Here is a 22496-nt window from a genome sequence, read left to right as displayed (position 1 = left end):
TGAATTGCGGCGCCAAATAAAGATTATCTCAATAATAAACACCATAAGATTAATTAAGTAAATAAAGAACATTAAATAACTTATTAACCGGGATCGGTTTGTGAAATAGGTCAATAATCGGCGTTTTTTTTCTGCTTACCATGGGTTTATTGAATGAGGGGATGATTTTATCTTCATGGTTTTTAAGGTTTTAATTGCCATTTCTGATGTTAATTAAAATGCCTTTTTGTATTTCATTTGTTGTTTGCCAGTTAACCCAGAGAGCGTGTTATGTTAGGCGATGCCGTATTTAATCGGGTAAAGCGATCGGATCATAAAGCGATTTCAGAAATAAGCGCCTTCTTGCGCAGTAACGATCTGAATATCGACACCACGGTTGAAATATTTATTACCGTTACCCAGCACGACAAATTGGTCGCCTGCGGCGGCATCGCCGACAATATTATCAAATGCGTCGCCATCAGCCCGCTGATGCGCGGCGAAGGGTTGGCGCTGGCGCTGGCGACCGAGCTGGTGAACCTGGCCTATGAGCGCCATCACACCCAGCTGTTTATCTACACCAAGGTGCAGAACGAGCCGCTGTTCCGCCAGTGCGGTTTCTACCCGATCGCCACCGTGCCGGGCATCGTGGTGCTGATGGAAAACAGCCCGTGCCGCCTGAAGCGCTACGCCGCCCAGCTGGCGAGCCAGCGCCGGCCGGGCGAGACCATCGGCAGCATCGTGATGAACGCCAACCCCTTCACTCGCGGGCACCAATATCTGGTGCGGCAGGCGGCCAAACGCTGCGACTGGCTGCACCTGTTTCTGGTGAAGGAAAACACCTCGCGCTTCAGCTATGAAGACCGCCGCCGGCTGGTGCTGGCCGGCACCGCCGATATCCCCAACCTCACGGTACACGAAGGCTCGCAGTACGTGATCTCGCGCGCCACCTTCCCCTGTTACTTCATCAAGGACCAGGGCGTGGCCGACGACTGTTACACCGAAATCGATCTGAAGATCTTCCGCCAGTATCTGGCGCCCGCGCTGGGCATTACGCACCGCTTCGTCGGCAACGAGCCGTTCTGCGCGGTGACCGCGAAATACAACCGCGACATGCGCTACTGGCTGGAAACGCCGGCGCTGCCCAGCCCGCCGATCGCGCTGGTGGAAATCGAGCGTTTGCAATATCAGGGCACGGCGATCTCCGCCTCCTGGGTGCGCAAGCTGCTGGCGGCGGGGGACTTCCACGCCGCCGCGCCGCTGGTGCCGCCGGACACCCTGTACTACCTGCAGGATCTGCAAACGCAGCGCCGGGCCAAGGCGGCCCCGCATCCTTTTGAGTCCGCACAATCAGGTGAATGATGAAAATTATCCGAGAAGCAATGGCCGGCACGCTGGAATCCAGCGATGTCATGGTGCGCATCGCGCCCGCCGAAGGGCCACAGCACGATCTGCTGATCGCCAGCAGCGTGGAAAAACAGTTCGGCGCGGCGATCCGCCGCACCCTGCTGGAGGTGCTGCAGCGTTATGAGGTGGAACCGGTGCAGGTGATCGTCGACGACAAAGGGGCGCTGGACTGCGTGCTGCGCGCCCGGCTGGAAACCGCGCTGATGCGCGCCTGCGAGGGTGGCCAACTGCCGTGGGAGGCGAAAGATGAAAACGCTGAATAAAACCCGGCTGCGCCGCAGCATGTTGTTCGTCCCCGGCGCCAACGCGGCGATGGTCAGCAACGCCTTTATCTATCAGGCCGATGCGCTGATGTTCGATCTTGAAGACTCGGTGATCCTGCGTGAAAAAGACGCGGCGCGCCGGCTGGTGTACCACGCGCTGCAGCACCCGCTGTACCAGGAGGTGGAAACCATCGTGCGCGTCAATGCGCTCGACTCCGCCTACGGCCTGGCGGATTTGCAGGCGGTGGTGCGCGGCGGCGCGGACATCGTGCGCCTGCCGAAGACCGACAGCGCGCAGGACGTTATCGACATGGAGCGCGAGATTGCCGCCATCGAAGCGGCCTGCGGCCGGCCGGTCGGCAGCACCGGGCTGCTGGCGGCGATCGAATCGGCGCAGGGCATCACCAACGCGGTGGCGATCGCGCACGCTTCGCCGCGTCTTATCGGCATCGCGCTGGGGGCGGAAGACTATGTGCGCAACCTGCGCACCGAACGCTCGCCGGAGGGCATTGAGCTGCTGTTCGCCCGCTGCTCGCTGCTGCAGGCGGCGCGCGCCGCCGGCATTCAGGCGTTCGACACCGTGTATTCCGACGCCAACAACGAGGCCGGCTTCCTGCAGGAAGCGGCGCTGATCAAACAGCTCGGCTTCGACGGCAAATCGCTGATCAACCCGCGCCAGATTGAGCTGCTGCACAACCTGTACGCGCCGACCGCCAAAGAGGTGGCGCACGCGCAGCGGGTGGTGGACGCCGCCGAAGCGGCGGAGCGGGAAGGGCGCGGCGTGGTGTCGCTGAACGGAAAAATGGTCGACAGCCCGGTGATTGAACGCGCCCGGCTGGTGCTGGAGCGCGCCGCGCTGTCCGGCTTACGGGAAGAACCGGCGCAGCACGGGGAGGAAGCATGATGAACCGCCAACAACGATTGATGACCTTCGCCAACCCGGCGGATCTGCCGGGCTATCAGGACGTTTCCAAAGCCAACCTGCAGGCGCGCAAACCGCGCGATCTCAAGCTGTGTGACTCCTTGCAGGAAGCGGTGCGCCGCAGCGGGTTGCAGGACGGCATGACCATTTCCTTCCACCATGCGTTTCGCGGCGGCGATCTGGCGCTCAATCAGGTGATGGAGACGCTGGCGGCGATGGGGTTCCGCAACCTGACGCTGGCCTCCAGCTCGCTGACCGACTGCCATGCGCCGTTGGTTGAGCATATCCGCCACGGCGTGGTGAGCCGCATTTACACCTCCGGGCTGCGCGGCCCGCTGGCGGACGCCGTTTCGCGCGGCCTGCTGGCGGAGCCGGTGCAAATTCACTCGCACGGCGGCCGGGTCAATCTGATCGAATCCGGCGAGCTGCAGATAGACGTGGCCTTCCTCGGCGTGCCGGCCTGCGATGAGTTCGGCAACGCCAACGGCTACAGCGGTGAAGCCTGCTGCGGCTCGCTCGGCTATGCGCGTGTGGACGCCGAGGCGGCGGGCACCGTGGTGCTGCTGACCGAGCAGCTGGTGCCGTATCCGCATCATCCCGCCAGCCTGGCGCAGGATCGGGTGGATCTGATCGTGCAGCTGGAGCGGGTGGGCGACGCCGACAAGATCGGCGCCGACGCCACGCGCATGACTTCGAACCCGCGCGAGCTGCTGATCGCCCGCCGCGCCGCTGAGGTGATCGCCGGTTCCGGCTACTTCACCGAAGGGTTCTCGCTGCAAACCGGCACCGGCGGCGCCTCGCTGGCGGTGACCCGGTTCCTGGAGGACAAGATGCGCGCCCGCGGCATTCGCGCCGCGTTCGCCCTCGGCGGCATCACCTCGACCATGGTGGATCTGCACGAGAAAGGGCTGATCGGCAAGCTGCTGGACGTGCAGAGCTTCGATCGGGCGGCGGCGACCTCGCTGGCGCGCAACCCGCGCCATATCGAAATCAGCGCCAACCAGTACGCCAACCTCAGCTCCAAGGGCGCCTCGGTCGATCGGCTCGACGTGGTGGTGCTGAGCGCGCTGGAAATCGACACCGGCTTCAACGTTAACGTGCTGACCGGCTCCGACGGCGTGCTGCGCGGCGCGTCCGGCGGCCACTGCGACACCGCCGCCGCCGCGCGGCTGGCGATCATCGTCGCGCCGCTGGTGCGCGGGCGCATCCCGACGCTGGTGGAGCAGGTGACCACCTGCGTCACGCCGGGCTCCAGCATCGACATTCTGGTGACCGACCACGGCATCGCCGTCAACCCGGCGCGGCCGGAGCTGGCGCAGCGCCTGCGGGAGGCCGGGATCGAGGTGGTGAGCATCGACTGGCTGCGCGCCCGCGCGCTGCAGCTGACCGGTGAACCGCAGCCGATCGCCTTTACCGACAAGGTGGTGGCGGTGGTGCGCTACCGCGACGGCTCGGTGATCGACGTGGTGCATCAGGTGGCGGAGTAACCGATGGCCGCCGTCGATCCCCAACTGGCCGCCGAACGCGCGGTCAGCCTGCCGGAGCTGCTCACCAGCCGCGAATGCCGTCAGGCGCGCCAGCAGGCGTGGCTGGCGCAGCACCAGTGCACGCTGCTGGTGCTGACGCTGGTCGTCCCCGGCCCGGTGAAGGACAGCGCGCTGACGCGCGGCATCTTCAACCTCGGCTGGGCGGCGCTGCTGCGGCTGTGCGCCGAACAGGGCTGGCCCAGCCCGCAGGCCGAAGCACTGGCGCTCTCCACCGGCTGCGAAGGTTTTGTCGCGCTGCGCGCCGATGCCCAGCGGGTGAAGGACTGCGCCATGCAGCTGGAGGTGAGCCGCCCGATCGGCCGGCTGTGGGATATCGACGTGCTGGATACGCAGGGGCGCATTTTGTCGCGCCGCGATATCGGCCTGCCGGAACGGCGCTGCTTGCTGTGCGGCCAACCGGCCAAGATCTGCGCCCGCCAGCGGCGGCACAGCAGCGAGCAGCTGCTGCATGAAATGGAAAGGATGTTCAACGATGCGATCTCTGCCGATTAACCTGCCCGCCCGCCGTGCCGAACCGGCCTGCGACTTCGCCCGCGCCGCCTTTCGCGCGCTGCTGGTGGAGGTCAACCTCACGCCCAAGCCGGGGCTGGTCGATCGTCATAACACCGGCGCCCACCGCGACATGGATCTCGGGCATTTCTACCGCAGCGCCCGCGCCATCGGCGTGTGGCTGCCGCGCTTTATCCAGCGCGGGCGCGAAGACGCGGCTCTGCCGGCAGAACAGCAGCTGGCGCGGCTGCGGCCGCTCGGCCTGGCCTGCGAAAACCAGATGTTTCGCGCCACCGGCGGCATTAACACCCACAAGGGCAGCGTGTTCTCACTCGGGTTGCTGTGCGCCGCCTTTGGCCGCCTGCAGCAGCAAGGGCAAGCCATCGGCGCGGAGGCGCTGTGCGCCGAGGTGGCGGCGATGTGTCGGGGGCTGGTGGACCGCGAGCTGCGGCGCAACAACGCCGGGCAGACCGCCGGCCAGCGGCTGTTCGCTGCCTACGGCCTCAGCGGCGCGCGCGGCGAGGCGGAGGCCGGTTTTCGGCTGGTGCTGGACGGCGCGCTGCCGCTGTATCGGCAACGGTTGGCCGCTGACGGCGACGAACAGCGGGCGCTGCTGGACAGTCTGCTGTGGCTGATGGCCCACAACGGTGACACCAACGTCGCCTCGCGCGGCGGCCTGCAAGGGCTGCGCTGGCTACGGCGCCGGGCGGCGTTGCTGCTGGCGCAGGGCGGTTCGGCCGGGGAGGCGGGCCTGGCGCGCCTGCGGCGCTTCGATGCCGACTGCATCGCCCGCAACCTCAGCCCCGGCGGCAGCGCCGACCTGTTGATAGTGACCTGGCTGCTGGCGCAGCTGGGTGCCCAAGAATAATAACCAAGCCTTCAGGAGAGTCCCTATGTCCCAAACCCAGGAAAAGATCTGGAAAGCGATAGCGCCGCTGGCGGTGCTCGCGATCCTGTTATTGATACCGGTGCCCGACGGCATGCCGCCGCAGGCGTGGCACTACTTCGCCATCTTCGTGGCGATGATCGTCGGCATGATTCTGGAGCCGATCCCGGCCACCGCCATCAGCTTTATCGCGGTGACTGTCAGCGTGCTCAGCGCCAACTGGGTGCTGTTCGGTGCGCAGGAACTGGCGGAGCCGGGTTTCAAGGCCGGTAAAGAGGCGCTGAAATGGGGGCTGGCGGGCTTCTCCAGCACCACCGTCTGGCTGGTGTTCGGCGCCTTTATTTTTGCGCTGGGCTACGAGGCCACCGGGCTGGGGCGGCGCATCGCGCTGTTCCTGGTGAAATTCATGGGCAAGCGTACGCTGACGCTGGGCTATGCGGTGGTGATCATCGATATCCTGCTGGCGCCGTTCACGCCGTCCAACACCGCGCGCACCGGCGGCACGGTGTTCCCGGTGGTGAAAAACCTGCCGCCGCTGTTCGATTCCTTCCCTAACGATCCCTCTTCGCGCCGCATCGGCGGTTACCTGATGTGGATGATGGTGGTCGGCACCAGCATCAGCTCCTCGATGTTCGTCACCGGCGCCGCGCCGAACGTGCTGGGCATCGAGTTCGTCGGCAAGATAGCCGGGGTGCACATCAGCTGGATGCAGTGGTTCCTGGCGTTCCTGCCGGTCGGCCTGCTGCTGCTGATCATCGCGCCGCTGATCTCCTACTATCTGTACAAGCCGGGCGTGACCCACAGCAGCGAAGTGGCCGCCTGGGCGAATACCGCGCTGGGGGAAATGGGCAAGCTGACGCGCAAGGAGTACACCCTGATCGGCCTGGTGCTGCTCAGCCTGTGCCTGTGGGTGTTCGGCGGCAAGGTGCTGGACGCCACCGCGGTGTGCCTGTTGGCGGTGTCGCTGATGCTGGCGCTGCACGTGGTGTCGTGGAAAGAGATCACCAAATATTCCAGCGCCTGGAATACGCTGGTTAACCTGGCGACGCTGGTGGTGATGGCCAACGGCCTGACGCGCTCCGGCTTTATCGACTGGTTCGCCCAGACCATGAGCACCCACCTGGACGGCTTCTCGCCGAACATGACGGTGGTGGCGCTGGTGCTGGTGTTCTACTTCGCCCACTATCTGTTCGCCAGCCTGTCGGCGCACACCGCCACCATGCTGCCGGTGATCCTGGCGGTCGGCAAAGGGTTGCCGGGCGTGCCGATGGAGCAGCTGTCGATGCTGCTGGTGCTGTCGATCGGCATCATGGGCGTGCTGACGCCGTACGCCACCGGGCCGGGGGTGATCATCTACGGCTGCGGCTACGTGAAATCGAAAGACTACTGGCGCCTGGGCGGCATTCTCGGCGTGGTGTACATCGCCGCGCTGCTGCTGATCGGCTGGCCGATCATGAGCCTGTGGTACTGAGTTGACGCACAGCGGCCGCCGCCCGGTGGCCGCTGGTACGATCTTTTCCCGTGAACCCTGTCACACACTTGTCACACTAACCCCGCCATCATACTCAGGCAAACGCTAACACCTTAAAAATAATCATTTTCCGGGAGCCTCTGCGGATGAGAAAAAAAACGTTATTGCTGTGCCTGCCCTTGTTATTCACCGGGAACGCGCTGGCGGAAGCCGGCGGTTATCAACTGGAACAGGTGCTGGTGATGAGCCGCCATAACCTGCGCGCGCCGCTGGCCAACAACGGCAGCGTGCTGGCGCAGTCCACGCCGAAGGCCTGGCCGGCCTGGGAAACGCCGGGCGGCCAGCTGACCACCAAGGGCGGGGTGCTGGAAGTGTACATGGGGCACTACTTCAACGCCTGGCTGAAGCAGACCGGCCTGTTGCCGCAAGAGGGCTGCCCGACCGCCGGCAGCGTGTACGTCTACGCCAACAGCCTGCAGCGCACGGTGGCCACCGCGCAGTTCTTCAGCAACGGCGCGTTCCCGGGCTGCGACGTCAGCGTGCACCATCAGGACAAGATGGGCGAGATGGATCCGACTTTCAACCCGATCATCACCGACACCAGCGAAGCCTTCAACCAGCAGGCGCTGGCGGCGATGAACGCCGCGCTGGGATCGCTGAAGCTGGACGCCTCTTACCAACAGCTGGCGAAGCTCATCGACTACAAGGATTCCGCCGCCTGCAAGACCGACAAACACTGCGATCTGACCAAAGAAGCCAGCGTGATGAGCGCGGTGCCGGGCAAAGAGCCGGGCGTCTCCGGCCCGCTGCGGGTGGGCAACTCGCTGGTGGACGCCTTTATGCTGCAGTACTACGAAGGTTTCCCGATGAAAGAGGTGGCCTGGGGCAAAATCGCTACCCCGCATCAGTGGAAGCAGCTGGCGCAGTTGAAAGACGGCTATCAGGATTCGCTGTTCACCTCGCCGGTGGTGGCGCAAAACGTCGCCAAGCCGCTGCTGACCTACATCAACAACGCGTTGCTCGGCGAGCGTAAACCGGACGCGCCGAAGCTGACGGTGCTGGTCGGCCACGATTCCAATATCGCCTCGTTGCTGTCGGCCATGCAGTTCCAGCCGTATCAGCTGCCGCAGCAGTACGAGAAAACGCCGATCGGCGGCAAACTGGTGTTCCAGCGCTGGCGCGACGCGCAGAACAGCCGTGAATTGCTGAAGATCGAGTACGTCTATCAGTCCACCGAACAGCTGCGCAAGGCGACGCCGCTGACGCTGCAAACCCCGCCGCAGCGGGTAACGCTGGCGCTGAAAGGCTGCCCGATCGATAAAGACGGTTTCTGCGCCTGGAGCGATTTCGAGAAGACCATGAAGGGCATCTTGTAATACTGAGCCTCTCTTCCGACCGCGGGGGAGAGGCATTTTCCCCACTTCGTCCAACGCGCCGCCGCGCGGGACTTAACGCCATTTATTTTGCCCAGGGTCATTGTTGCAGGCCGTTTCGGGGGCTAACATCATCAGCCTGCCTGCTTATCATGGATACCGCCGTTGCCCACTTTTATCCGCAATATCGAATTTTTCACGCCGGACGGTTATCCGGGCCAGGTGGCGCGCTGCCATTTTGCGCTGGCGGATTACCGCGACGAGAGTTATCCCGAGGCAGGTTTTACGTTGCCGGACCATCTGGCGCGCGCGGTGCCGAAACGCCGCGCGGAGTATTTGGCCGGGCGTGTTCTGGCGCGCCAGCTGCTGGCGCCACTCGGTTTCGCCGATTTCACCCTGGCGCGCGGCGAAGACCGCGCGCCGCAGTGGCCGCCGGGCATTGCCGGGGCGTTGAGCCATAATTCGCATACCGCGCTGTGCGCCGTGCACCGCGAGAGCGGGCTGGGCGGCGTTGGGCTGGACGTGGAGACGTTGCTGTCCGTGGAGCGAGCTGAGGAGCTGTGGGGGGCGATCGTTTCACCGGCGGAGCGCGAGGCGTTGCTGGGCGAAACGCTGCCGTTCAACGCGCTGCTGACGCTGACGTTTTCCGCCAAAGAGAGCCTGTTTAAGGCGCTGTATCCGCAGGTGCGTTGTTACTTCGATTTTCTTGATGCGCGCATGACGGCCGTGGATGTGCAGCGGCAGACGTTCGTATTAGAGCTGCTTAAGACATTGACGCCGCATTGCCCCGCCGGGCGCCGGTTCAGCGGGCATTTTTGGCGTGAAGGTGACGACGTCACGACCTTTATTTTTTTCTAAAATTCAATAATAACAATGTGTTATTTCTTTTCGTGCCGTAACGCGAATTTGACGCAGCGGGCGGAAAGATTCATTCATCGGAGATTGACCCACGGTGGGGAACCGGTGTAATTTACCATCCCTTTACAGCTAATGATAACTATTCGCATAAACATTATCATTGGTGAGGCGCAACAAAGGAGTGGTCTTGTGGCGACACTGACGACAGAAAACCAAACCTTCCCCGGGTTTGCGTACGCCGAACAATCGACCTTTTTGTACCGGTCCGAATTCCGTTCCCTCTCCGCCAGCGGCGTGTTCGAGCGCATTGAGACGCCGGCGTTCGGCGGCGAGCAGGAAGACAGCGCGCTCGCGCAGCATATCCGCCAGACGTTGGCGCGCGCCAAAGCCGCCGGCCAGGCGGTACCGGTGGTGGTGGGCGCCATTCCGTTCGATACGCGCCGGCCTTCCAGCCTGTACGTGCCTGAAAACTGCCAGTTTGTCGCCAACGACAGCTTTACCCGCGCCGCGCGCCCGATGCTGCAACAGCCGCATCGCCTGGCCGCCTGCACCAGCATTCCGGACGAGCCGCGCTTCAAGCACGCGGTGGCGGAAGCGGTCAGCCGCTTCAAACAAGGCAAGCTGGACAAGGCGGTGCTGTCGCGCATCCTCGACATCGAGCTGGAGCAGCCGGTGGCGGGTCACCAAATCCTCAATAACCTGATGGTGCAGAACCCGACCGGATACCACTTCTCCCTGCCGCTGGCCGATGGCGGCGTGCTGCTCGGCGCCAGCCCGGAGCTGCTGATCCGCAAGCAGGGCGGCGAAATCCACACCAATCCGCTGGCGGGGTCGGCGCGCCGTCAGGACGATGCGCGGCAGGATCGCCTCGGCAGCGAGCGCCTGATGCGCTCGACCAAAGACAAATACGAACACAAACTGGTGATCGACGACATTCGTCGGCGCCTGGCGCCGCTGTGCGCCAGCCTGAGCGTACCGAGCGGCCCGTCGCTGCTCAGCACCGGCACCATGTGGCACCTGTCCACCCGCATTCGCGGCGAGTTGCTGAACCCCGCGCTCAACGTGATGCAACTGGCCTGCCTGCTGCATCCGACGCCGGCGCTGTGCGGCTTCCCGACTGAGAGCGCCCGCCAATTGATCGCCGATCTGGAACCGCACGATCGCGGCCTGTTCAGCGGCATCGTCGGCTGGTGCGACGCCAACGGCGACGGCGAGTGGGCGATCGTCATCCGCAGCGGCCTGCTGCGCGGCAACCGGGTGCGTCTGTTCGCCGGCGCGGGCATCGTCGCCGCCTCGACGCCGCAGTCCGAGTGGATGGAAACCGCCGCCAAACTGGGCACCATGCTCAACGCTTTCGGCCTGAACAGCGGCGCGCTGTAGGGCCACTGTGCGGCGCAGCGCGCCGCATCACATGCTTTTCGCAGGAGACAACGATGAACAACAACATGACCCGGCTGTGCGCCCGGATGGCGGTGCGCGCATGAGCATTCAGATGGATTTCACCGGCAAACGCGTGTGGGTGACCGGCGCGGCGCGCGGCATCGGCGAGCAGATCGCCCGGCATTTTTTGACGCAGGGCGCCGAGGTGGTGGGGTTTGACCGCGAGTTCGCCAACCCGGATCTGCCTTACCCTTGCGTGACGCTGGACATCAGCCGGCCGGAGCAGGTGGAGGCGGTGTGCCGCCAACAGCTGGCGGAAAACCCGCGACTGGACGTGTTGGTCAATGCCGCCGGCATTCTGCGCATGGGCAATACTGAAGATCTGAGCGTGGATGACTGGCACCAGTGCATCAACGTCAACGCCTCGGGGGCGTTTTACCTGTTCCGCGCCGTGCTGCCGCACTTCAAGGCGCAGCGCAGCGGCGCGATCGTCAGCATCGGCTCCAACGCCGCGCACGTGCCGCGCGCGCAGATGGCGGCCTACTGCGCCTCCAAGGCGGCGCTGACCAGCCTGAACCACTGCGTGGGGCTGGAGATGGCGCCGTTCGGCGTGCGCTGCAATCTGGTGTCGCCGGGCTCGACCGACACGCCGATGCAGCGCGGCATGTGGCAGACCGACGATGCGCAGCAACGCACCATCGCCGGCTTCCCCGAGCTGTTCAAACTGGGGATCCCGCTGGGTAAAATCGCCCGCCCGGACGAGATCGCCAACGCGGTATTGTTCCTGGCCTCCGACTTGGCCAGCCACATCACCATGCAGGATATCGTGATCGACGGCGGCGCCACGCTGGCCGCCTGAGTCAGACCCGCTGGCGGCGCAGCAGGTGTTGCGCGCCTTCCGCCGCCAGCAGCAGCACCGCCAGCCAGATCGCCAGATAGGTTGGCCATTCGCTTTGGCTGATGTTCTCGCCGAGCAGCAGCGCGACGATCACCAGCAGCACCGGTTCCACATAGCTCAGCAGGCCGAACAGGCTGAACGGCAGCAGGCGGCTGGCGAGGATGTAGCACACCAATGCCACGGCGCTGATGACGCCGAGCAGCGGAATGCGCCAATACAGCTCGGTATTGATCGGCAGCGCCGCGGCGCCACCGTCGCCGAAGGCGAACCAGGCCGCAGCCGGCAGCATCAGCGCCAGCTCGCACCACAGCCCGCCGAGATTGTCGGTGCCGAAACGCCGCCGCAAAATAAAGTAGAGCGGATAACCCAGCGCCACCACCAGCGTCGGCCACGACACGCCACCCGCCTGATACAGCTCATTGCCCACCCCCACCATGGCGCATGCCACCGCCAGTTTTTGCAGCAGCGACAGCCGATCGCGGTAAATCAAACGGCCCACCAGCACCATCGTCAGCGGCAGCAGAAAATAGCCGAGCGATACGTCGAGCGCCTTGCCGTGCAGCGGCGCCCACAGGAACAGCCACAGCTGCACCCCCAGCAGCGCCGAGGTGAGCAGCAGGCCCAGCAGACGCGGCGGCCGTTGGCCGTTCCAGGCCAGCGTGTCGCCCACCTTGCGCCAATCGCCGGACAGCGCCATGAACAGCGTCAGGAACGGCAGCGTCAGCAGCGTGCGCCAGCCGTAGACCTGCTCGCCGTTCAGCGGGGTGAGGGTAGAGGTGAAGTAATACATCGCGCCGAACAAGATGGAGGCGACGACTGAAAGAGTGATGCCCTTAATCACACGCATTCCTGGTGAGTGATTGATTTTATGGCGGCTACTGTAGAGAAATTTGCCGCCAACAACAATGGCGCCGCCGGGCGCTGGACAATCGGCGGCGGCGGGTTACAATGGATACTGTGTATTCATACAGGTTTTGGCGATGACAATCGATCTTTTTGAAGACGCGCTGCCGCCGCCGTGGCGCGAAGAGATCGCCCCCGGCGCGGTGGTGATGCACGGCTTCGTGCGCGATCACGGGCCGGCACTGCTGGCGGCGGTGCAGGGCGTGGTGGCCCAGGTGCCGTGGCGGCATTTGACCACCCCCGGCGGGCACGTGATGTCGGTGGCGATGAGCTGGTGCGGCAACGGCTGGACCAGCGACAGCCGGGGCTACCGCTATTCGGAACGCGACGCGCGCAGCGGCAAACGCTGGCCGGCCATTCCGCCGATCCTGATGGCGCTGGCGGACGAAGCTGCGCAGCAGGCGGGCTTCGGCCCCTTCGTGCCGGATTCCTGCCTGATGAACCGTTACGATCCGGGCAGCAAGCTGTCGCTGCATCAGGATAAAGACGAACACGACTTCGGCGCGCCGATCGTCTCGGTGTCGCTCGGGCTGCCGGCGGTGTTTCAGTTCGGCGGCCTGCAGCGCAGCGACCGGGCGCGGCGCATTCCGCTGGCGCACGGCGATGTGGTGGTGTGGGGCGGCCCATCTCGGCTCTGTTTTCACGGCATCCTGCCGGTCAAGGAAGGCTGCCACTCGCTGGTGGGGCCGCACCGCATCAACATCACGCTACGCAAGGCGCTTTAACTGCGGCTCCTGCGCCAGGCAGGCGACGAGATAGTCGATAAACACCCGCAGTTTGGGCGGCAGATACTGGTTGGGCGCGTAGAGCAACCACAGGCCGCCGTGATAGCTGCTGAGGAAATCCCATTCCGGCAACACCTGCACGATCTCGCCGTCGTCGAGCGCCTGGCGGGCGGTAAAGTACGGCAGGCTGCCGATGCCGATATGCCGTTTCACCGCGTCCAGCCGCACGCCGGTGTGGTTGGCGGCGTAGCGGCCGCGCACGTTGACCGTCACCGTTTTGCCGCTGCGGCGGAATTTCCATTGCGCGTCGCTCGGCGTTTCCCCCAGATAGATGCAGCTGTGCGCCGCCAGATCGTGCGGGTGCTGCGGCGCGCCGTGCTGCGCCAGATAGTGCGGCGTGGCGCACAGCAGGTGGTCTATTCTCATCAACTGGCGGCCGATCAATCCCGGCGACGGGCGATCGGTAATGCGCAGCGCCAGATCGACGCGGTCGTCGATCAGATCCATATAACGATCTTCCAGCCGCAGCCGCACGTCCACCTTCGGGTAGCGGCGCAGGAACTCCGGCATGTGCGGATGCAGCACGAAGCGGCCCACCGCTTTGGGTACGCTGACGCTGACCAGTCCTTCGGGCTCCGCGGCGCCGCGCCCGCCGATCGCCATCACCGCGTCGGCCGCCGCCAGCAGGGTGCGGCAGTGCGCAAACACCTCTTCGCCGCTTTCGCTCAGCCGCAGTTTGCGGGTGGTGCGGTGCAGCAGCTGCAGCGTCAACGCCTGTTCGAGCTTCGCCACGCTGCGGCTGACGGCGGAAGGCGAAGCGCCCAGTTTGCGGGCGGCGGCGGAAAAGCTGCCGCTCTCTACCACCTGAACGAAAACGGCCATTTCGGCCAACAGCGCGTAAGAAAGATTTGTGCTCATGACGCAAAAGTCCATTGTGATGGCGGCGGATTATCCTCCGATTATGGCATGAATATAATGGCTCTCCGAACCGAGGAGAAAAAATGATGACCGAGCGACGTTATTACTACAGCGACGATTTACAGGGCCAGGCGCGGGTGTTGAGCTGTGCGCCGGCCGAGGCGGGCGCTTACGCCGTGGAACTGGACGCCACGCTGTTCCACCCGCAGGGCGGCGGCCAGCCTTCCGATGTGGGGTCGTTAGGCGGCGTTACCGTGCTGCGGGTGCAGCAGCAGGGGGATACCGTGGTGCACTTTACCGCCGCGCCGCTGCCGAACGGGCCGGTTACGATGCAAATCGATGAAGCGCAGCGTCGGCTGCACGCCCGCTGGCACTCCGCTGGGCATCTGATCGGCTGGTTGGGCGAAACCCGGGGCTGGCGGCCGGTCAAGGCGCATCATTGGCCGGGGGAAGGGCGCATCACTTTCGCGCCGGGATCGGATGCGCAGACGATAGAAGTGGACTTTTTGCAGGCGGAGCTGATGCGTTTGATCGCCGCCGATCTGCCGCGCCGCCAGCAGGTGGTGGACGGCCTGCGCCAGGTCGGCTTCGGCGAGTTGCCCGCCTACGGCTGTGGCGGCACCCATGTCGCCGCGCTTGGCGAGGTGGGCGCGATCGCGATTACCGGCCTAAAGATGAAGAAAGGGCAATTGAACGTGCAATATGAGCTGGGTTGAATAAGGGGGCGGCTCAGCGCCCGGCCTGCCGCAGCTGGGTGCAGAATGCGCATTGGCATCCCGCTACCGGCACCGCCGCGCAGCTGCCGATGCTCACCGGCTGGGCGTCCATGGCGTGAAAGCCGTAAAACAGATTTTCGATGTTTTGTTCCGCCACCCGCGCCTGCTCCGGGCGCGGTTCGGGCACTTTCGACTGAAACGCTGCGGCCTTGCCGGCCAGCAGGCTGAGAAACAACAGCGACAGCTGGATTTTCATCGTCGTCTTCCTTTGGCTGAGGTTTTGATACTTTATAACAGATTGCATTCGCCGCCAAGCGACGCGTCTTGTGCGATTTACACCATTGGTTAGCGAAATTAGTTCGTTCAATTCCCCGCCGATTTGGTTTGTTATCTAACCCATAACTTTCAGAAATAATATGGGTGCGGCACTAATGTTTAAGTTTTCTTTCAAGGTATTAACCGGTGGAATAGCGGTGGCGTTAGGAGGGGCGGCGGCGATGAGCCCGGCGTTGGCGGCGGTGCAGGGCGGCACGCTGATCTACCTCGAACAACAGGCGCACACCAATCTTTATCCGCCTTCCGGCGGGTTTTACCCCAACGGCGGTATTCTCAATCAGATCACCGACAAGCTGACTTACCAGAACCCCAAGACGCTGGAGATTGAACCCTGGATCGCCGAGTCCTGGAGCAGCAACGCCGACAAAACCGAATACACTTTCAAGCTGCGCCCCGGCGTGACTTTCTCCGACGGCACGCCACTGGACGCCAACGCGGTGGCGAAGAACTTCGACACCTACGGGCTGGGCAACAAGGAGAAACGCCTGCCGGTTTCTGAGGTGATCAATAACTACCAGCGCAGTGAAGTGGTGGATCCGCTGACGGTTAAATTCCATTTCACGCGATCGTCGCCGGGTTTCCTGCAGGGCACCGCCACTATCGGCTCCGGGTTGGTATCGCTCAGCACGCTGAACCGCAGCTACGACGAACTGGGCGATGCGCGCCATATCATCGGTTCCGGTCCGTTTGTGGTCAGCGGCGAAACGCTGGGGCGTGAGGTCGAGCTTAGCGCCCGTAAGGATTATGACTGGGGGCCGGTCAAATCGCCCCAACAAGGGCGAGCCAATCTGGACGGCATCAAGGTGATCGTCACCGGCGAGGACAGCGTGCGCATCGGTGCGCTGCAGGCCGGGCAGGCGGATTTTATCCGCCAGATCCAGGCCTATGACGAGAAGCAAACGCAGGATCAGGGCTTTATCATTTATGCCGCACCGACGCGCGGCGTCAACGACAGCATCGCTTTCCGGCCGGATAACCCGCTGGTGGCCGATCTGCGCGTGCGTCAAGCGCTGCTGCATGCCACCGACAGCAAGCAGATCGTCGATACGCTGTTCTCCGCCAACTACCCGCAGGCCAAATCGGTGATCGCCTCCTCGGCCGCCGGCTTTATCGATCTGTCCGACAAGCTGAAATTTGACCCGCAGCAGGCCAACCGGCTGTTGGATGAAGCGGGTTGGAAAAAGGGCGGCGACGGGCTGCGGGAAAAGGACGGCAAGAAGCTGGTGCTGACGGTGTATGAATCGTTGCCGCAGCCGCAGAACAAGGCGGTGTTGCAGCTGGTTTCTCAGCAGTGGGGGAAAGTCGGCGCGCGGCTGAACATTCTGGCGGGCGACGCCGGCAGCCGGGTGGCGGATAATCTCGACCCACAGAAAACCCCGGCGACGGTGGTGGAGGTGGGGCGCGCCGATCCGGACGTGATTAAAAGTCAGTTTTACCCAACCAACCGCGACGGGCTGCTGCAGAAGGGCGGCACCAGCAGCAACAGCAACTTTAGCGATGACAAGCTGAATGCCCTGCTGCTCGGCATTGCCTCCGAGGTTGATGCGCAACAACGCCTGCAGATCGCCGGCGAGGCGCAAAACTACCTGATTGACCAAGCCTACGTGATCCCGTTTTTTGAGGAGCCGCAGGTGTTCGCTGGTGCGCCTTATTTGAAGGGGGTGAGTTTCGAAGCGGTCGGTCGCCCGAGCTTCTACGGCGCCTGGTTAGAGAAACATTAAGGGGGCGCAATGAAGCGATATCTGGCGGGGCGCATCGGGCAGGCGGCATTGGTGCTGTGGGCGGCCTTTACCCTGTCGTTCATCCTGCTGCAGGTGCTGCCGGGCGATGCGATCCTGATCAAATTCCAGAACCCGGACATGGGGCTGAGTCCGGCGCAGATCGCCGACATGCGCGCGGCCTATGGCGCGGATGTCCCCCTGTGGCGGCAGTATCTGCATACTCTGGGCAGCGTGCTGCATGGCGATCTGGGCTTCTCAATGCAGGCTGGGGTGCCGGTTACCGCGCTGCTGGCGGCTAATCTGCCCGCCACGCTGCAGTTGGCGGTGCTGGGCTTTGCGGTGGCGTTGCTGCTGGCGCTGATTATCGCTTTTGTTTCCAACCTGACCGGCTTCGGCTGGTTGCGTTCGGCGCTGCAGATGCTGCCGTCGCTGTTCGTTTCAGTGCCCACCTTCTGGCTGGGCATTGTGCTGATTCAGCTCTTTTCGTTCCGCCTGAAGCTGATCCCGATCATTAACCCCGGCGAGTGGCTGGGGGTGATTTTGCCGATCGCGACGCTGGCGCTGCCGATCTCCGCGCCGCTGGCGCAAATTCTGATCCGCAGCATCGATGCGGTGCAAACCCAGCCGTTCGTCGCGGTGGCGCGGGCCAAGGGCGCCAGCCGCAGCGGGGTGCTGTGGCGGCATGTGGCGCGTAACGCCATGCTGCCGGCGCTGACCATCGCCGGCATGCTGTTCGGCGAACTGATCGCCGGGGCGCTGATCACCGAAACCGTGTTTGGCCGCAGCGGCCTGGGGCAATTGACCCAGCAAGCGGTGGTCAATCAGGACGTGGCGGTGCTGCAGGCGATAGTGCTGATCTCGGCCGCCGCTTTCGTCATCATCAACTTGCTGGTGGATCTGCTGTTCCCGCTGCTGGATCCGCGGCTGAAAACCCAGGCAGGAGCATCCCTATGAGCAGTATCTCCTTTGAAAAAGCCACGGTTCCGGAGCGCGATCTGTCCGGCGCTGAAAGTGAAGGCGCGCTGCCCGCCAGTCGTTCGAGCCGCCGCCGTGTCCCTCTGACGCTTTTGCTGGCCTGGGCGGTCATTGCGCTGGTGGTGCTGTGGGCGTTGGCGCCGCAGCTGTTTACCGCCTACAGCGGCACCGAAGGCATTGCCGGCGCGCAGCGACTGGCGCCCGGCGGTGAGCATTGGCTTGGCACCGATCAACTGGGACGCGATCTGTATGCGCGCATGGTGTACGGCGCGTCGCAAACCCTGGCCGGCGCGGTAGTGGCGGTGGCGCTGGGGTTGGTGTTCGGCACCGCGCTCGGCCTGATCGCCGGCGCGTTGGGCGGCGTGGCGGACGACGCGGTGATGCGCGTCGTCGATGTGCTGCTGTCGATCCCCGGCCTGCTGCTGTCGCTGAGCATTATCATCCTGCTTGGTTTCGGTACGGTCAACGCCGCTATCGCCGTGGGCGTCACTTCGGTTGCCAACTTTGCCCGTCTGGCACGGGCGGAAGTGGTGCGAGTGCGGCACAGCGATTACGTTGAAGCGGCTTACGGCAGCGGCGGCAGCTTTTGGGCGGTGCTGTGGCGGCATATCCTGCCGAACTCGCTGACTTCGGTGATCGCCTTCTCGGCGCTGCAGTTCGGCAGTGCGATCCTGGCGATCGCCACCCTGAGCTTCCTCGGTTACGGCACTCCGCCGCCAACCCCGGAATGGGGGCTGCTGATCGCCGAAGGGCGCAACTACATTTCCACCGCCTGGTGGCTGACCACCTTCCCGGGCATGGTGGTGGTGGCGGTGGTGTTGGCGGCTAACCGCATCAGCCGTTCGCTGGGAGGAAAAGCGCGATGAGCATGCAAGCGGCATGGCAACAGGCGGCGCGGCCGCCGGTACTGGCGCTGGACAAGGTTTCCATAGCCTATCAGGGCAACGAAGGCAGGCGAAGGGTGGTGCATGAGGTGTCGTTCACGATTGAGCCGGGGGAAGTGGTGGCGCTGGTTGGCGAATCCGGTTCCGGCAAAACCACCACGGCGCAGGCGATCATCGGCTTGCTGGCCGACAACGGCCACCTTGAACAGGGCGCCATCCGGCTGCACGGCACCGATATCGCCGGCTGGTCATCGCGGCGGCTGGATGCGGTGAGAGGGGCGCAAATCAGCCTGATCCCGCAAGATCCCGCCAGCTCGCTCAACCCGGTAAAAACCATCGGCGAGCAGGTGGCGGAGATCGTCAATATTCACCGCCGGTTGCCGCGCGGGCAGGTACAACAGCGGGTGACGGAACTGCTGACCCGCGTCGGGCTGACGCACCCGGAACTGCGGGCGCGCCAGTTTCCGCATCAACTTTCCGGCGGCATGAAGCAGCGGGTATTGATCGCCATCGCCATTGCGCTGCAGCCGGCGTTGATCATTGCCGACGAACCGAGCAGCGCGCTGGACGTGACGGTGCAAAAACGCATTCTCGATCTGATCGACGAGCTGCGGCGCGAATTCGGCACTGCAGTGCTGCTGGTGACGCACGATTTGGGCGTGGCGGCGGAACGCGCCGATCGGCTGCTGGTGTTCCGCCACGGCCGGGTGCAGGAACAGGGGGCTACCGCCGAGGTGCTGCGCGCGCCTGCCAGCGCATACACCCGTAAACTGTTAGCCGATGCGCCTTCATTGAGCGGCGCCGTTGCGCCGCCGCCGAAACGCAGCGGGCAGCCGCCGGCGATCGTGGTTCAGGCGCTGGTTAAGGATTTTCGGCTGTCCGGCGGCCAGGGGTTCCGCGCGCTGGATCGCGTGTCATTCAGCGTGCCGCGCGGCACCACCCATGCGTTGGTGGGAGAGTCCGGGTCGGGCAAAAGCACGCTGGCGCGTTGCCTGCTGGGTTTCGAGCGGCCGGATGCCGGGCAGGTCCTGATCGACGGCGTCAATGTTATCGGTCTCAGGGGCGAAGCGCTGCGTCAGTTTCGGCAGCGCATTCAGCTGGTTTATCAGAATCCGTTCGGCTCGCTCGATCCCAAACAGACTCTTTATCGGGTGATTGAAGAACCGCTGCTGAATTTCGCGCCGATCGGCAAACCGGAGCGCGATCGGCGGGTGCGTGAGCTGTTCGAACGGGTCGCGCTGCCGCCCGATTTGCTGAACCGCAGGCCGCACGAACTGTCCGGCGGCCAGCGTCAGCGGGTGGCGATTGCCCGCGCGCTGGTGCTGCAACCGCGAATATTGGTATTGGATGAGGCCACGTCGGCGCTCGACGTCACGGTGCAGGCGCAGATCCTGCATTTGTTGCAAGAGTTGCAGCAGGAGCGGGACCTGACCTACCTGTTTATTTCTCACGATCTGGCGACGGTGCGGCGGATTTCGCACAGCGTTTCGGTATTGCACCGCGGTGAACGGGTAGACGGCGGCGCCACCGCCGAGTTGTTCGCCATGCCGGGGAGCGATTACACCCGCCAATTGATCGCCGCCATTCCCGGCCGCGCATCGCATGCCGGACAGCCAAAATTCGAGGAGGCGATATGAGCGGAAAAAGACTCGGTTTCTTCACCCGATTGCTGGATCAGGGCAGCGCGCAGGAGCGCTACCGGCTGGCGACCGAACAGATCGTGCACGCCGAACGAGCCGGGTTCGACACCGCCTGGGTGGCGCAGCACCACTTTCATGCCGATGAGGGCGGTCTGCCATCACCGCTGGTGTTTTTGGCGCAGGCGGCGGCACGCACCCGCCGTATCCGGCTGGGCACCGGGGTGATCACGTTGCCGATGGAGTCGGCGCTGCGGGTGGCGGAAGACACTGCGGTACTGGATCTGTTGTCCGACGGCAGACTGGAGGTGGGCGTGGCCGGCGGCGGCACGCCGTCTTCTTTCGCCGCTTTCGGTCTCGACGCCGGGCAGCGCAACACGGCATTCGCCGAGAATTTGCGCACGTTGCTGAGCGCCTGGCGCGGAGAGGCGTTGGGCGGCGAAGACAACCGGCTGTACCCGGCGGCGCCGCAGCTGGCGCAGCGCGTCTGGCAGGCCACGTTCTCGGTGGAAGGGGGCGAACGGGCCGGCCGCGCCGGTGACGGTCTGATGCTGTCGCGCACGCAGCCGCGCCCGGCGGACGCGCCTGACCTGCCGCTGGACGAACTGCAGAATCCGATCATTGACGCTTATCTGGCGGCGCTGCCGCCAGGGGTGGCGCCGCGCATCATGGGGTCGCGCACTGCGTTTGTCAGCGAGAACGGCCAGCAGGCACGCGACTTCGCCACGGCCGGGTTGAGCCGTGGGCTGGAGCGGATGCGCGCCAGCGGCCACCGGTTGGCCGATACGTCGCTCGACGGCCTGATCCGCGCTTTCGACGTGCACTTGGGCACGCCAGATCAGGTAATAGCCTCGCTGCAACGGGACAGCGCGCTGGCGCGCGTCACCGATCTGGCGTTTCAGGTGCACTCCATCGACCCGCCGCACGCCCATATTCTGCGTTCTATCGATCTTATCGCCCGCCACGTGGCCCCTGAACTGGGCTGGCGGCGCGGCACGCCCGCCGTTGCTTATGAATATCACGTTGAGGAAAAGCTATGACGACATTACCGCACCAGGTCGATCTGCTGGCCGAACTGGCCGAGATTGCGCCGGATTCCACGCTGGCGCAGGCCAGAGCCACCCGGCAGGCGGCGACCGATGCCGTTCAGTCCAGCTATCTGGCGCTGTTTGCGCCTGCGGACGCCGGCGATTTCCCGCTGGCGCAGCGGCTGCGGTTGGCTCAGCGCATCAGTGAATGGCATGGCGAGCCGCGCTTGGCCGCGCATTACGCTGCTCTGCTGGAACGTCAGGGCGACGCGCCGGAAGACGAGCGGCTGCCGGCGGCGTTGGCGCATGCAGAACGTTTGGCGTTTCAACCGGCCAACGCCAACGCCCAGCACTTGCAGGCGCTGCGGCAGGCCGGCTGGTCGCTGGACGCCATCGTCACATTGTCGCAGTTAATCGCCTTTGTCAGTTTCCAAAGCCGCTTGCTGCGGGGCTACCGGTTGTTGGGCGGCAAGACGGACGACGTTGCGGCGCATCAGCCGGTAACGGCCGGCCGCTGGCGAACGGAGAGCGCGACGCGAGGCGGCCGTCACGCGCCGCCGGCGTTTACCCGGCAAGAACTGGGGTGGGAGCCGTGGATCGCCGCCAAGCCGTTGGCGGAATTCGATGACGCCGGCCGGGCGTTGCTAGAGCGGTTTGGCCACGCCGATTCCGATTACTTCCGCCTGTTGGCGCGCAACCATCCGGTGCTGGAACAACGCACGCTGGCGGACCGGGCGATTTTTTATACCCCCGGCGGGCTGTCGCGGCAGGATCGCGAGTTGGCGGCGACGGTCGCCAGCAAGGTGAACGGCTGCATCTACTGCGCCTCGGTGCATGCGCGCAAGGCGGCGCAGCTGTCGAAGCGCGAAGCCGAGATAGATCGGTTGCTGGCGGTGGCGCCGGGCGGCGCGTTGAGCCAGGGGCAGGATGACGCCTGGCAAGCGCAGATAACCTTTGCCGCCGCGCTATCCGCCACGCCGCCGCAGGCTGACGCCGGGCAACTGGCGGCGTTGCGCGCTCAGGGCCTGGATGAGCTGGCGCTGTTGGATTTGGTGCAGGCGACGGCGTTTTTCGCCTGGGCCAACCGGTTGATGTTGACGCTGGGCGAACCTTATCTCTGATCTCTGCCCTCTTTCAGGCGGCGGCATTGTCGGCTGCCGCCCGGGATCCGCCGGACATC

The 22496-nt window shown here is 64.4% G+C and carries 22 protein-coding genes; 19 read left to right on the top strand and 3 right to left on the bottom strand.

The window, feature by feature from the left end; all coding sequences use genetic code 11:
- Window positions 1-270 precede the first annotated feature (270 nt).
- From citC to dhbA, 11 genes are all read left to right on the top strand, one after another.
- Window positions 271-1341 carry a [citrate (pro-3S)-lyase] ligase gene (gene citC, locus WFM45_RS11935; RefSeq protein WP_028127715.1) on the top strand — a complete coding sequence of 357 codons (1071 nt, stop codon included), beginning with the start codon at window positions 271-273 and terminating at the stop codon, window positions 1339-1341.
- The gene (gene citD / locus WFM45_RS11930) at window positions 1341-1649 is read left to right on the top strand and encodes a citrate lyase acyl carrier protein (RefSeq protein WP_004940811.1); all 309 of its coding nucleotides are present in this window, start codon (window positions 1341-1343) and stop codon (window positions 1647-1649) included. The genes citC and citD overlap by 1 nt, the downstream gene beginning before the upstream one ends.
- Entirely contained in the window at window positions 1633-2553 is a 921-nt protein-coding gene (citE, locus tag WFM45_RS11925; RefSeq protein ID WP_044030873.1) for a citrate (pro-3S)-lyase subunit beta, read from the top strand. Before citD ends, citE begins: the two co-directional genes overlap by 17 nt.
- Window positions 2553-4058: a citrate lyase subunit alpha gene (gene citF, locus WFM45_RS11920; RefSeq protein WP_336956281.1), complete on the top strand. Its 1506-nt coding sequence runs from the start codon at window positions 2553-2555 to the stop codon at window positions 4056-4058. The genes citE and citF overlap by 1 nt, the downstream gene beginning before the upstream one ends.
- 3 nt (window positions 4059-4061) lie before the next feature.
- Window positions 4062-4610, top strand: a complete 549-nt coding sequence (gene citX, locus WFM45_RS11915) for a citrate lyase holo-[acyl-carrier protein] synthase (protein ID WP_019452467.1) — start codon at window positions 4062-4064, stop codon at window positions 4608-4610.
- Complete coding sequence (gene citG / locus WFM45_RS11910; protein ID WP_085336755.1) at window positions 4591-5475, top strand: triphosphoribosyl-dephospho-CoA synthase CitG; 885 nt, start codon at window positions 4591-4593, stop codon at window positions 5473-5475. The genes citX and citG overlap by 20 nt, the downstream gene beginning before the upstream one ends.
- A 25-nt stretch (window positions 5476-5500) precedes the next feature.
- The gene (locus WFM45_RS11905; RefSeq protein WP_016927089.1) at window positions 5501-6964 is read left to right on the top strand and encodes an anion permease; all 1464 of its coding nucleotides are present in this window, start codon (window positions 5501-5503) and stop codon (window positions 6962-6964) included.
- A gap of 146 nt (window positions 6965-7110) precedes the next feature.
- Window positions 7111-8340 carry a bifunctional glucose-1-phosphatase/inositol phosphatase gene (gene agp / locus WFM45_RS11900; protein WP_085336754.1) on the top strand — a complete coding sequence of 410 codons (1230 nt, stop codon included), beginning with the start codon at window positions 7111-7113 and terminating at the stop codon, window positions 8338-8340.
- Window positions 8341-8502: 162 nt separating this feature from the next.
- On the top strand, window positions 8503-9195 hold the full coding sequence (locus WFM45_RS11895) for a 4'-phosphopantetheinyl transferase family protein (protein WP_336955778.1): 693 nt from the start codon (window positions 8503-8505) through the stop codon (window positions 9193-9195).
- Between the two features lie 189 nt (window positions 9196-9384).
- A complete protein-coding gene (locus tag WFM45_RS11890; protein ID WP_082996619.1) occupies window positions 9385-10575 on the top strand; it encodes an isochorismate synthase in 1191 nt (396 codons plus the stop codon).
- A gap of 100 nt (window positions 10576-10675) precedes the next feature.
- A complete protein-coding gene (dhbA, locus tag WFM45_RS11885; protein WP_031300685.1) occupies window positions 10676-11434 on the top strand; it encodes a 2,3-dihydro-2,3-dihydroxybenzoate dehydrogenase in 759 nt (252 codons plus the stop codon).
- A 1-nt stretch (window position 11435) separates the two neighbouring features.
- Here the strand turns inward: dhbA and rarD are convergent, their stop codons facing one another.
- Window positions 11436-12314 (bottom strand): EamA family transporter RarD, encoded by an 879-nt coding sequence (gene rarD, locus WFM45_RS11880; RefSeq protein ID WP_085336752.1) that lies wholly within the window; start codon window positions 12312-12314, stop codon window positions 11436-11438.
- A gap of 139 nt (window positions 12315-12453) precedes the next feature.
- Between rarD and alkB the strand changes: the two genes are divergently transcribed.
- The gene (alkB, locus tag WFM45_RS11875; RefSeq protein ID WP_085336751.1) at window positions 12454-13101 is read left to right on the top strand and encodes a DNA oxidative demethylase AlkB; all 648 of its coding nucleotides are present in this window, start codon (window positions 12454-12456) and stop codon (window positions 13099-13101) included.
- Here alkB and WFM45_RS11870 read toward each other — a convergent pair.
- Complete coding sequence (locus WFM45_RS11870; RefSeq protein ID WP_085336750.1) at window positions 13084-14019, bottom strand: LysR family transcriptional regulator; 936 nt, start codon at window positions 14017-14019, stop codon at window positions 13084-13086. The genes alkB and WFM45_RS11870 overlap by 18 nt on opposite strands.
- Before the next feature lie 86 nt (window positions 14020-14105).
- Here WFM45_RS11870 and WFM45_RS11865 point away from each other — a divergent pair, with 86 nt between their 5' ends.
- Window positions 14106-14735, top strand: a complete 630-nt coding sequence (locus WFM45_RS11865; protein ID WP_085336811.1) for a hypothetical protein — start codon at window positions 14106-14108, stop codon at window positions 14733-14735.
- 13 nt (window positions 14736-14748) lie between these two features.
- On the opposite strand, the gene WFM45_RS11860 is transcribed toward WFM45_RS11865, so the two are convergent.
- Complete coding sequence (locus WFM45_RS11860) at window positions 14749-14991, bottom strand: hypothetical protein (RefSeq protein ID WP_004940831.1); 243 nt, start codon at window positions 14989-14991, stop codon at window positions 14749-14751.
- 241 nt (window positions 14992-15232) lie between these two features.
- Between WFM45_RS11860 and WFM45_RS11855 the strand changes: the two genes are divergently transcribed.
- The 6 genes from WFM45_RS11855 to WFM45_RS11830 are packed head-to-tail and all read left to right on the top strand — an operon-like array spanning window position 15233 to window position 22437.
- The gene (locus tag WFM45_RS11855) at window positions 15233-16792 is read left to right on the top strand and encodes a TIGR04028 family ABC transporter substrate-binding protein (protein WP_336956279.1); all 1560 of its coding nucleotides are present in this window, start codon (window positions 15233-15235) and stop codon (window positions 16790-16792) included.
- 9 nt (window positions 16793-16801) lie between these two features.
- Window positions 16802-17746 (top strand): ABC transporter permease, encoded by a 945-nt coding sequence (locus tag WFM45_RS11850; RefSeq protein WP_336955770.1) that lies wholly within the window; start codon window positions 16802-16804, stop codon window positions 17744-17746.
- Window positions 17743-18633: an ABC transporter permease gene (locus tag WFM45_RS11845; RefSeq protein WP_004940835.1), complete on the top strand. Its 891-nt coding sequence runs from the start codon at window positions 17743-17745 to the stop codon at window positions 18631-18633. Before WFM45_RS11850 ends, WFM45_RS11845 begins: the two co-directional genes overlap by 4 nt.
- On the top strand, window positions 18630-20288 hold the full coding sequence (locus tag WFM45_RS11840) for an ABC transporter ATP-binding protein (protein WP_336955767.1): 1659 nt from the start codon (window positions 18630-18632) through the stop codon (window positions 20286-20288). Before WFM45_RS11845 ends, WFM45_RS11840 begins: the two co-directional genes overlap by 4 nt.
- Window positions 20285-21328, top strand: coding sequence for a putative FMN-dependent luciferase-like monooxygenase (locus WFM45_RS11835; protein ID WP_015378423.1), 1044 nt, complete (start codon window positions 20285-20287; stop codon window positions 21326-21328). Before WFM45_RS11840 ends, WFM45_RS11835 begins: the two co-directional genes overlap by 4 nt.
- Window positions 21325-22437, top strand: coding sequence for an alkylhydroperoxidase domain protein (locus WFM45_RS11830; RefSeq protein WP_336955764.1), 1113 nt, complete (start codon window positions 21325-21327; stop codon window positions 22435-22437). Before WFM45_RS11835 ends, WFM45_RS11830 begins: the two co-directional genes overlap by 4 nt.
- Window positions 22438-22496 lie beyond the last annotated feature (59 nt).

This window comes from Serratia sp. KG1D (assembly GCF_037150675.1).
In the GTDB taxonomy this organism is placed as follows: domain Bacteria; phylum Pseudomonadota; class Gammaproteobacteria; order Enterobacterales; family Enterobacteriaceae; genus Serratia; species Serratia nematodiphila.
The sequence above is the reverse complement of the archived record's forward strand: the minus strand, read 5'-3'. Positions and strand labels throughout refer to the sequence as shown.

What these genes read in the sequence shown, in the direction of transcription:
- citC (WP_028127715.1), top strand. Translation starts at nt 271, where the DNA reads ATGTTAGGCGATGCCGTATTTAATCGGGTAAAGCGATCGGATCATAAA.
- citD (WP_004940811.1), top strand. Translation starts at nt 1,341, where the DNA reads ATGAAAATTATCCGAGAAGCAATGGCCGGCACGCTGGAATCCAGCGAT.
- citE (WP_044030873.1), top strand. Translation starts at nt 1,633, where the DNA reads ATGAAAACGCTGAATAAAACCCGGCTGCGCCGCAGCATGTTGTTCGTC.
- citF (WP_336956281.1), top strand. Translation starts at nt 2,553, where the DNA reads ATGAACCGCCAACAACGATTGATGACCTTCGCCAACCCGGCGGATCTG.
- citX (WP_019452467.1), top strand. Translation starts at nt 4,062, where the DNA reads ATGGCCGCCGTCGATCCCCAACTGGCCGCCGAACGCGCGGTCAGCCTG.
- citG (WP_085336755.1), top strand. Translation starts at nt 4,591, where the DNA reads ATGCGATCTCTGCCGATTAACCTGCCCGCCCGCCGTGCCGAACCGGCC.
- WFM45_RS11905 (WP_016927089.1), top strand. Translation starts at nt 5,501, where the DNA reads ATGTCCCAAACCCAGGAAAAGATCTGGAAAGCGATAGCGCCGCTGGCG.
- agp (WP_085336754.1), top strand. Translation starts at nt 7,111, where the DNA reads ATGAGAAAAAAAACGTTATTGCTGTGCCTGCCCTTGTTATTCACCGGG.
- dhbA (WP_031300685.1), top strand. Translation starts at nt 10,676, where the DNA reads ATGAGCATTCAGATGGATTTCACCGGCAAACGCGTGTGGGTGACCGGC.
- alkB (WP_085336751.1), top strand. Translation starts at nt 12,454, where the DNA reads ATGACAATCGATCTTTTTGAAGACGCGCTGCCGCCGCCGTGGCGCGAA.
- WFM45_RS11870 (WP_085336750.1), bottom strand. Translation starts at nt 14,019, where the DNA reads ATGAGCACAAATCTTTCTTACGCGCTGTTGGCCGAAATGGCCGTTTTC.
- WFM45_RS11865 (WP_085336811.1), top strand. Translation starts at nt 14,106, where the DNA reads ATGACCGAGCGACGTTATTACTACAGCGACGATTTACAGGGCCAGGCG.
- WFM45_RS11860 (WP_004940831.1), bottom strand. Translation starts at nt 14,991, where the DNA reads ATGAAAATCCAGCTGTCGCTGTTGTTTCTCAGCCTGCTGGCCGGCAAG.
- WFM45_RS11855 (WP_336956279.1), top strand. Translation starts at nt 15,233, where the DNA reads ATGAGCCCGGCGTTGGCGGCGGTGCAGGGCGGCACGCTGATCTACCTC.
- WFM45_RS11850 (WP_336955770.1), top strand. Translation starts at nt 16,802, where the DNA reads ATGAAGCGATATCTGGCGGGGCGCATCGGGCAGGCGGCATTGGTGCTG.
- WFM45_RS11845 (WP_004940835.1), top strand. Translation starts at nt 17,743, where the DNA reads ATGAGCAGTATCTCCTTTGAAAAAGCCACGGTTCCGGAGCGCGATCTG.
- WFM45_RS11840 (WP_336955767.1), top strand. Translation starts at nt 18,630, where the DNA reads ATGAGCATGCAAGCGGCATGGCAACAGGCGGCGCGGCCGCCGGTACTG.
- WFM45_RS11835 (WP_015378423.1), top strand. Translation starts at nt 20,285, where the DNA reads ATGAGCGGAAAAAGACTCGGTTTCTTCACCCGATTGCTGGATCAGGGC.
- WFM45_RS11830 (WP_336955764.1), top strand. Translation starts at nt 21,325, where the DNA reads ATGACGACATTACCGCACCAGGTCGATCTGCTGGCCGAACTGGCCGAG.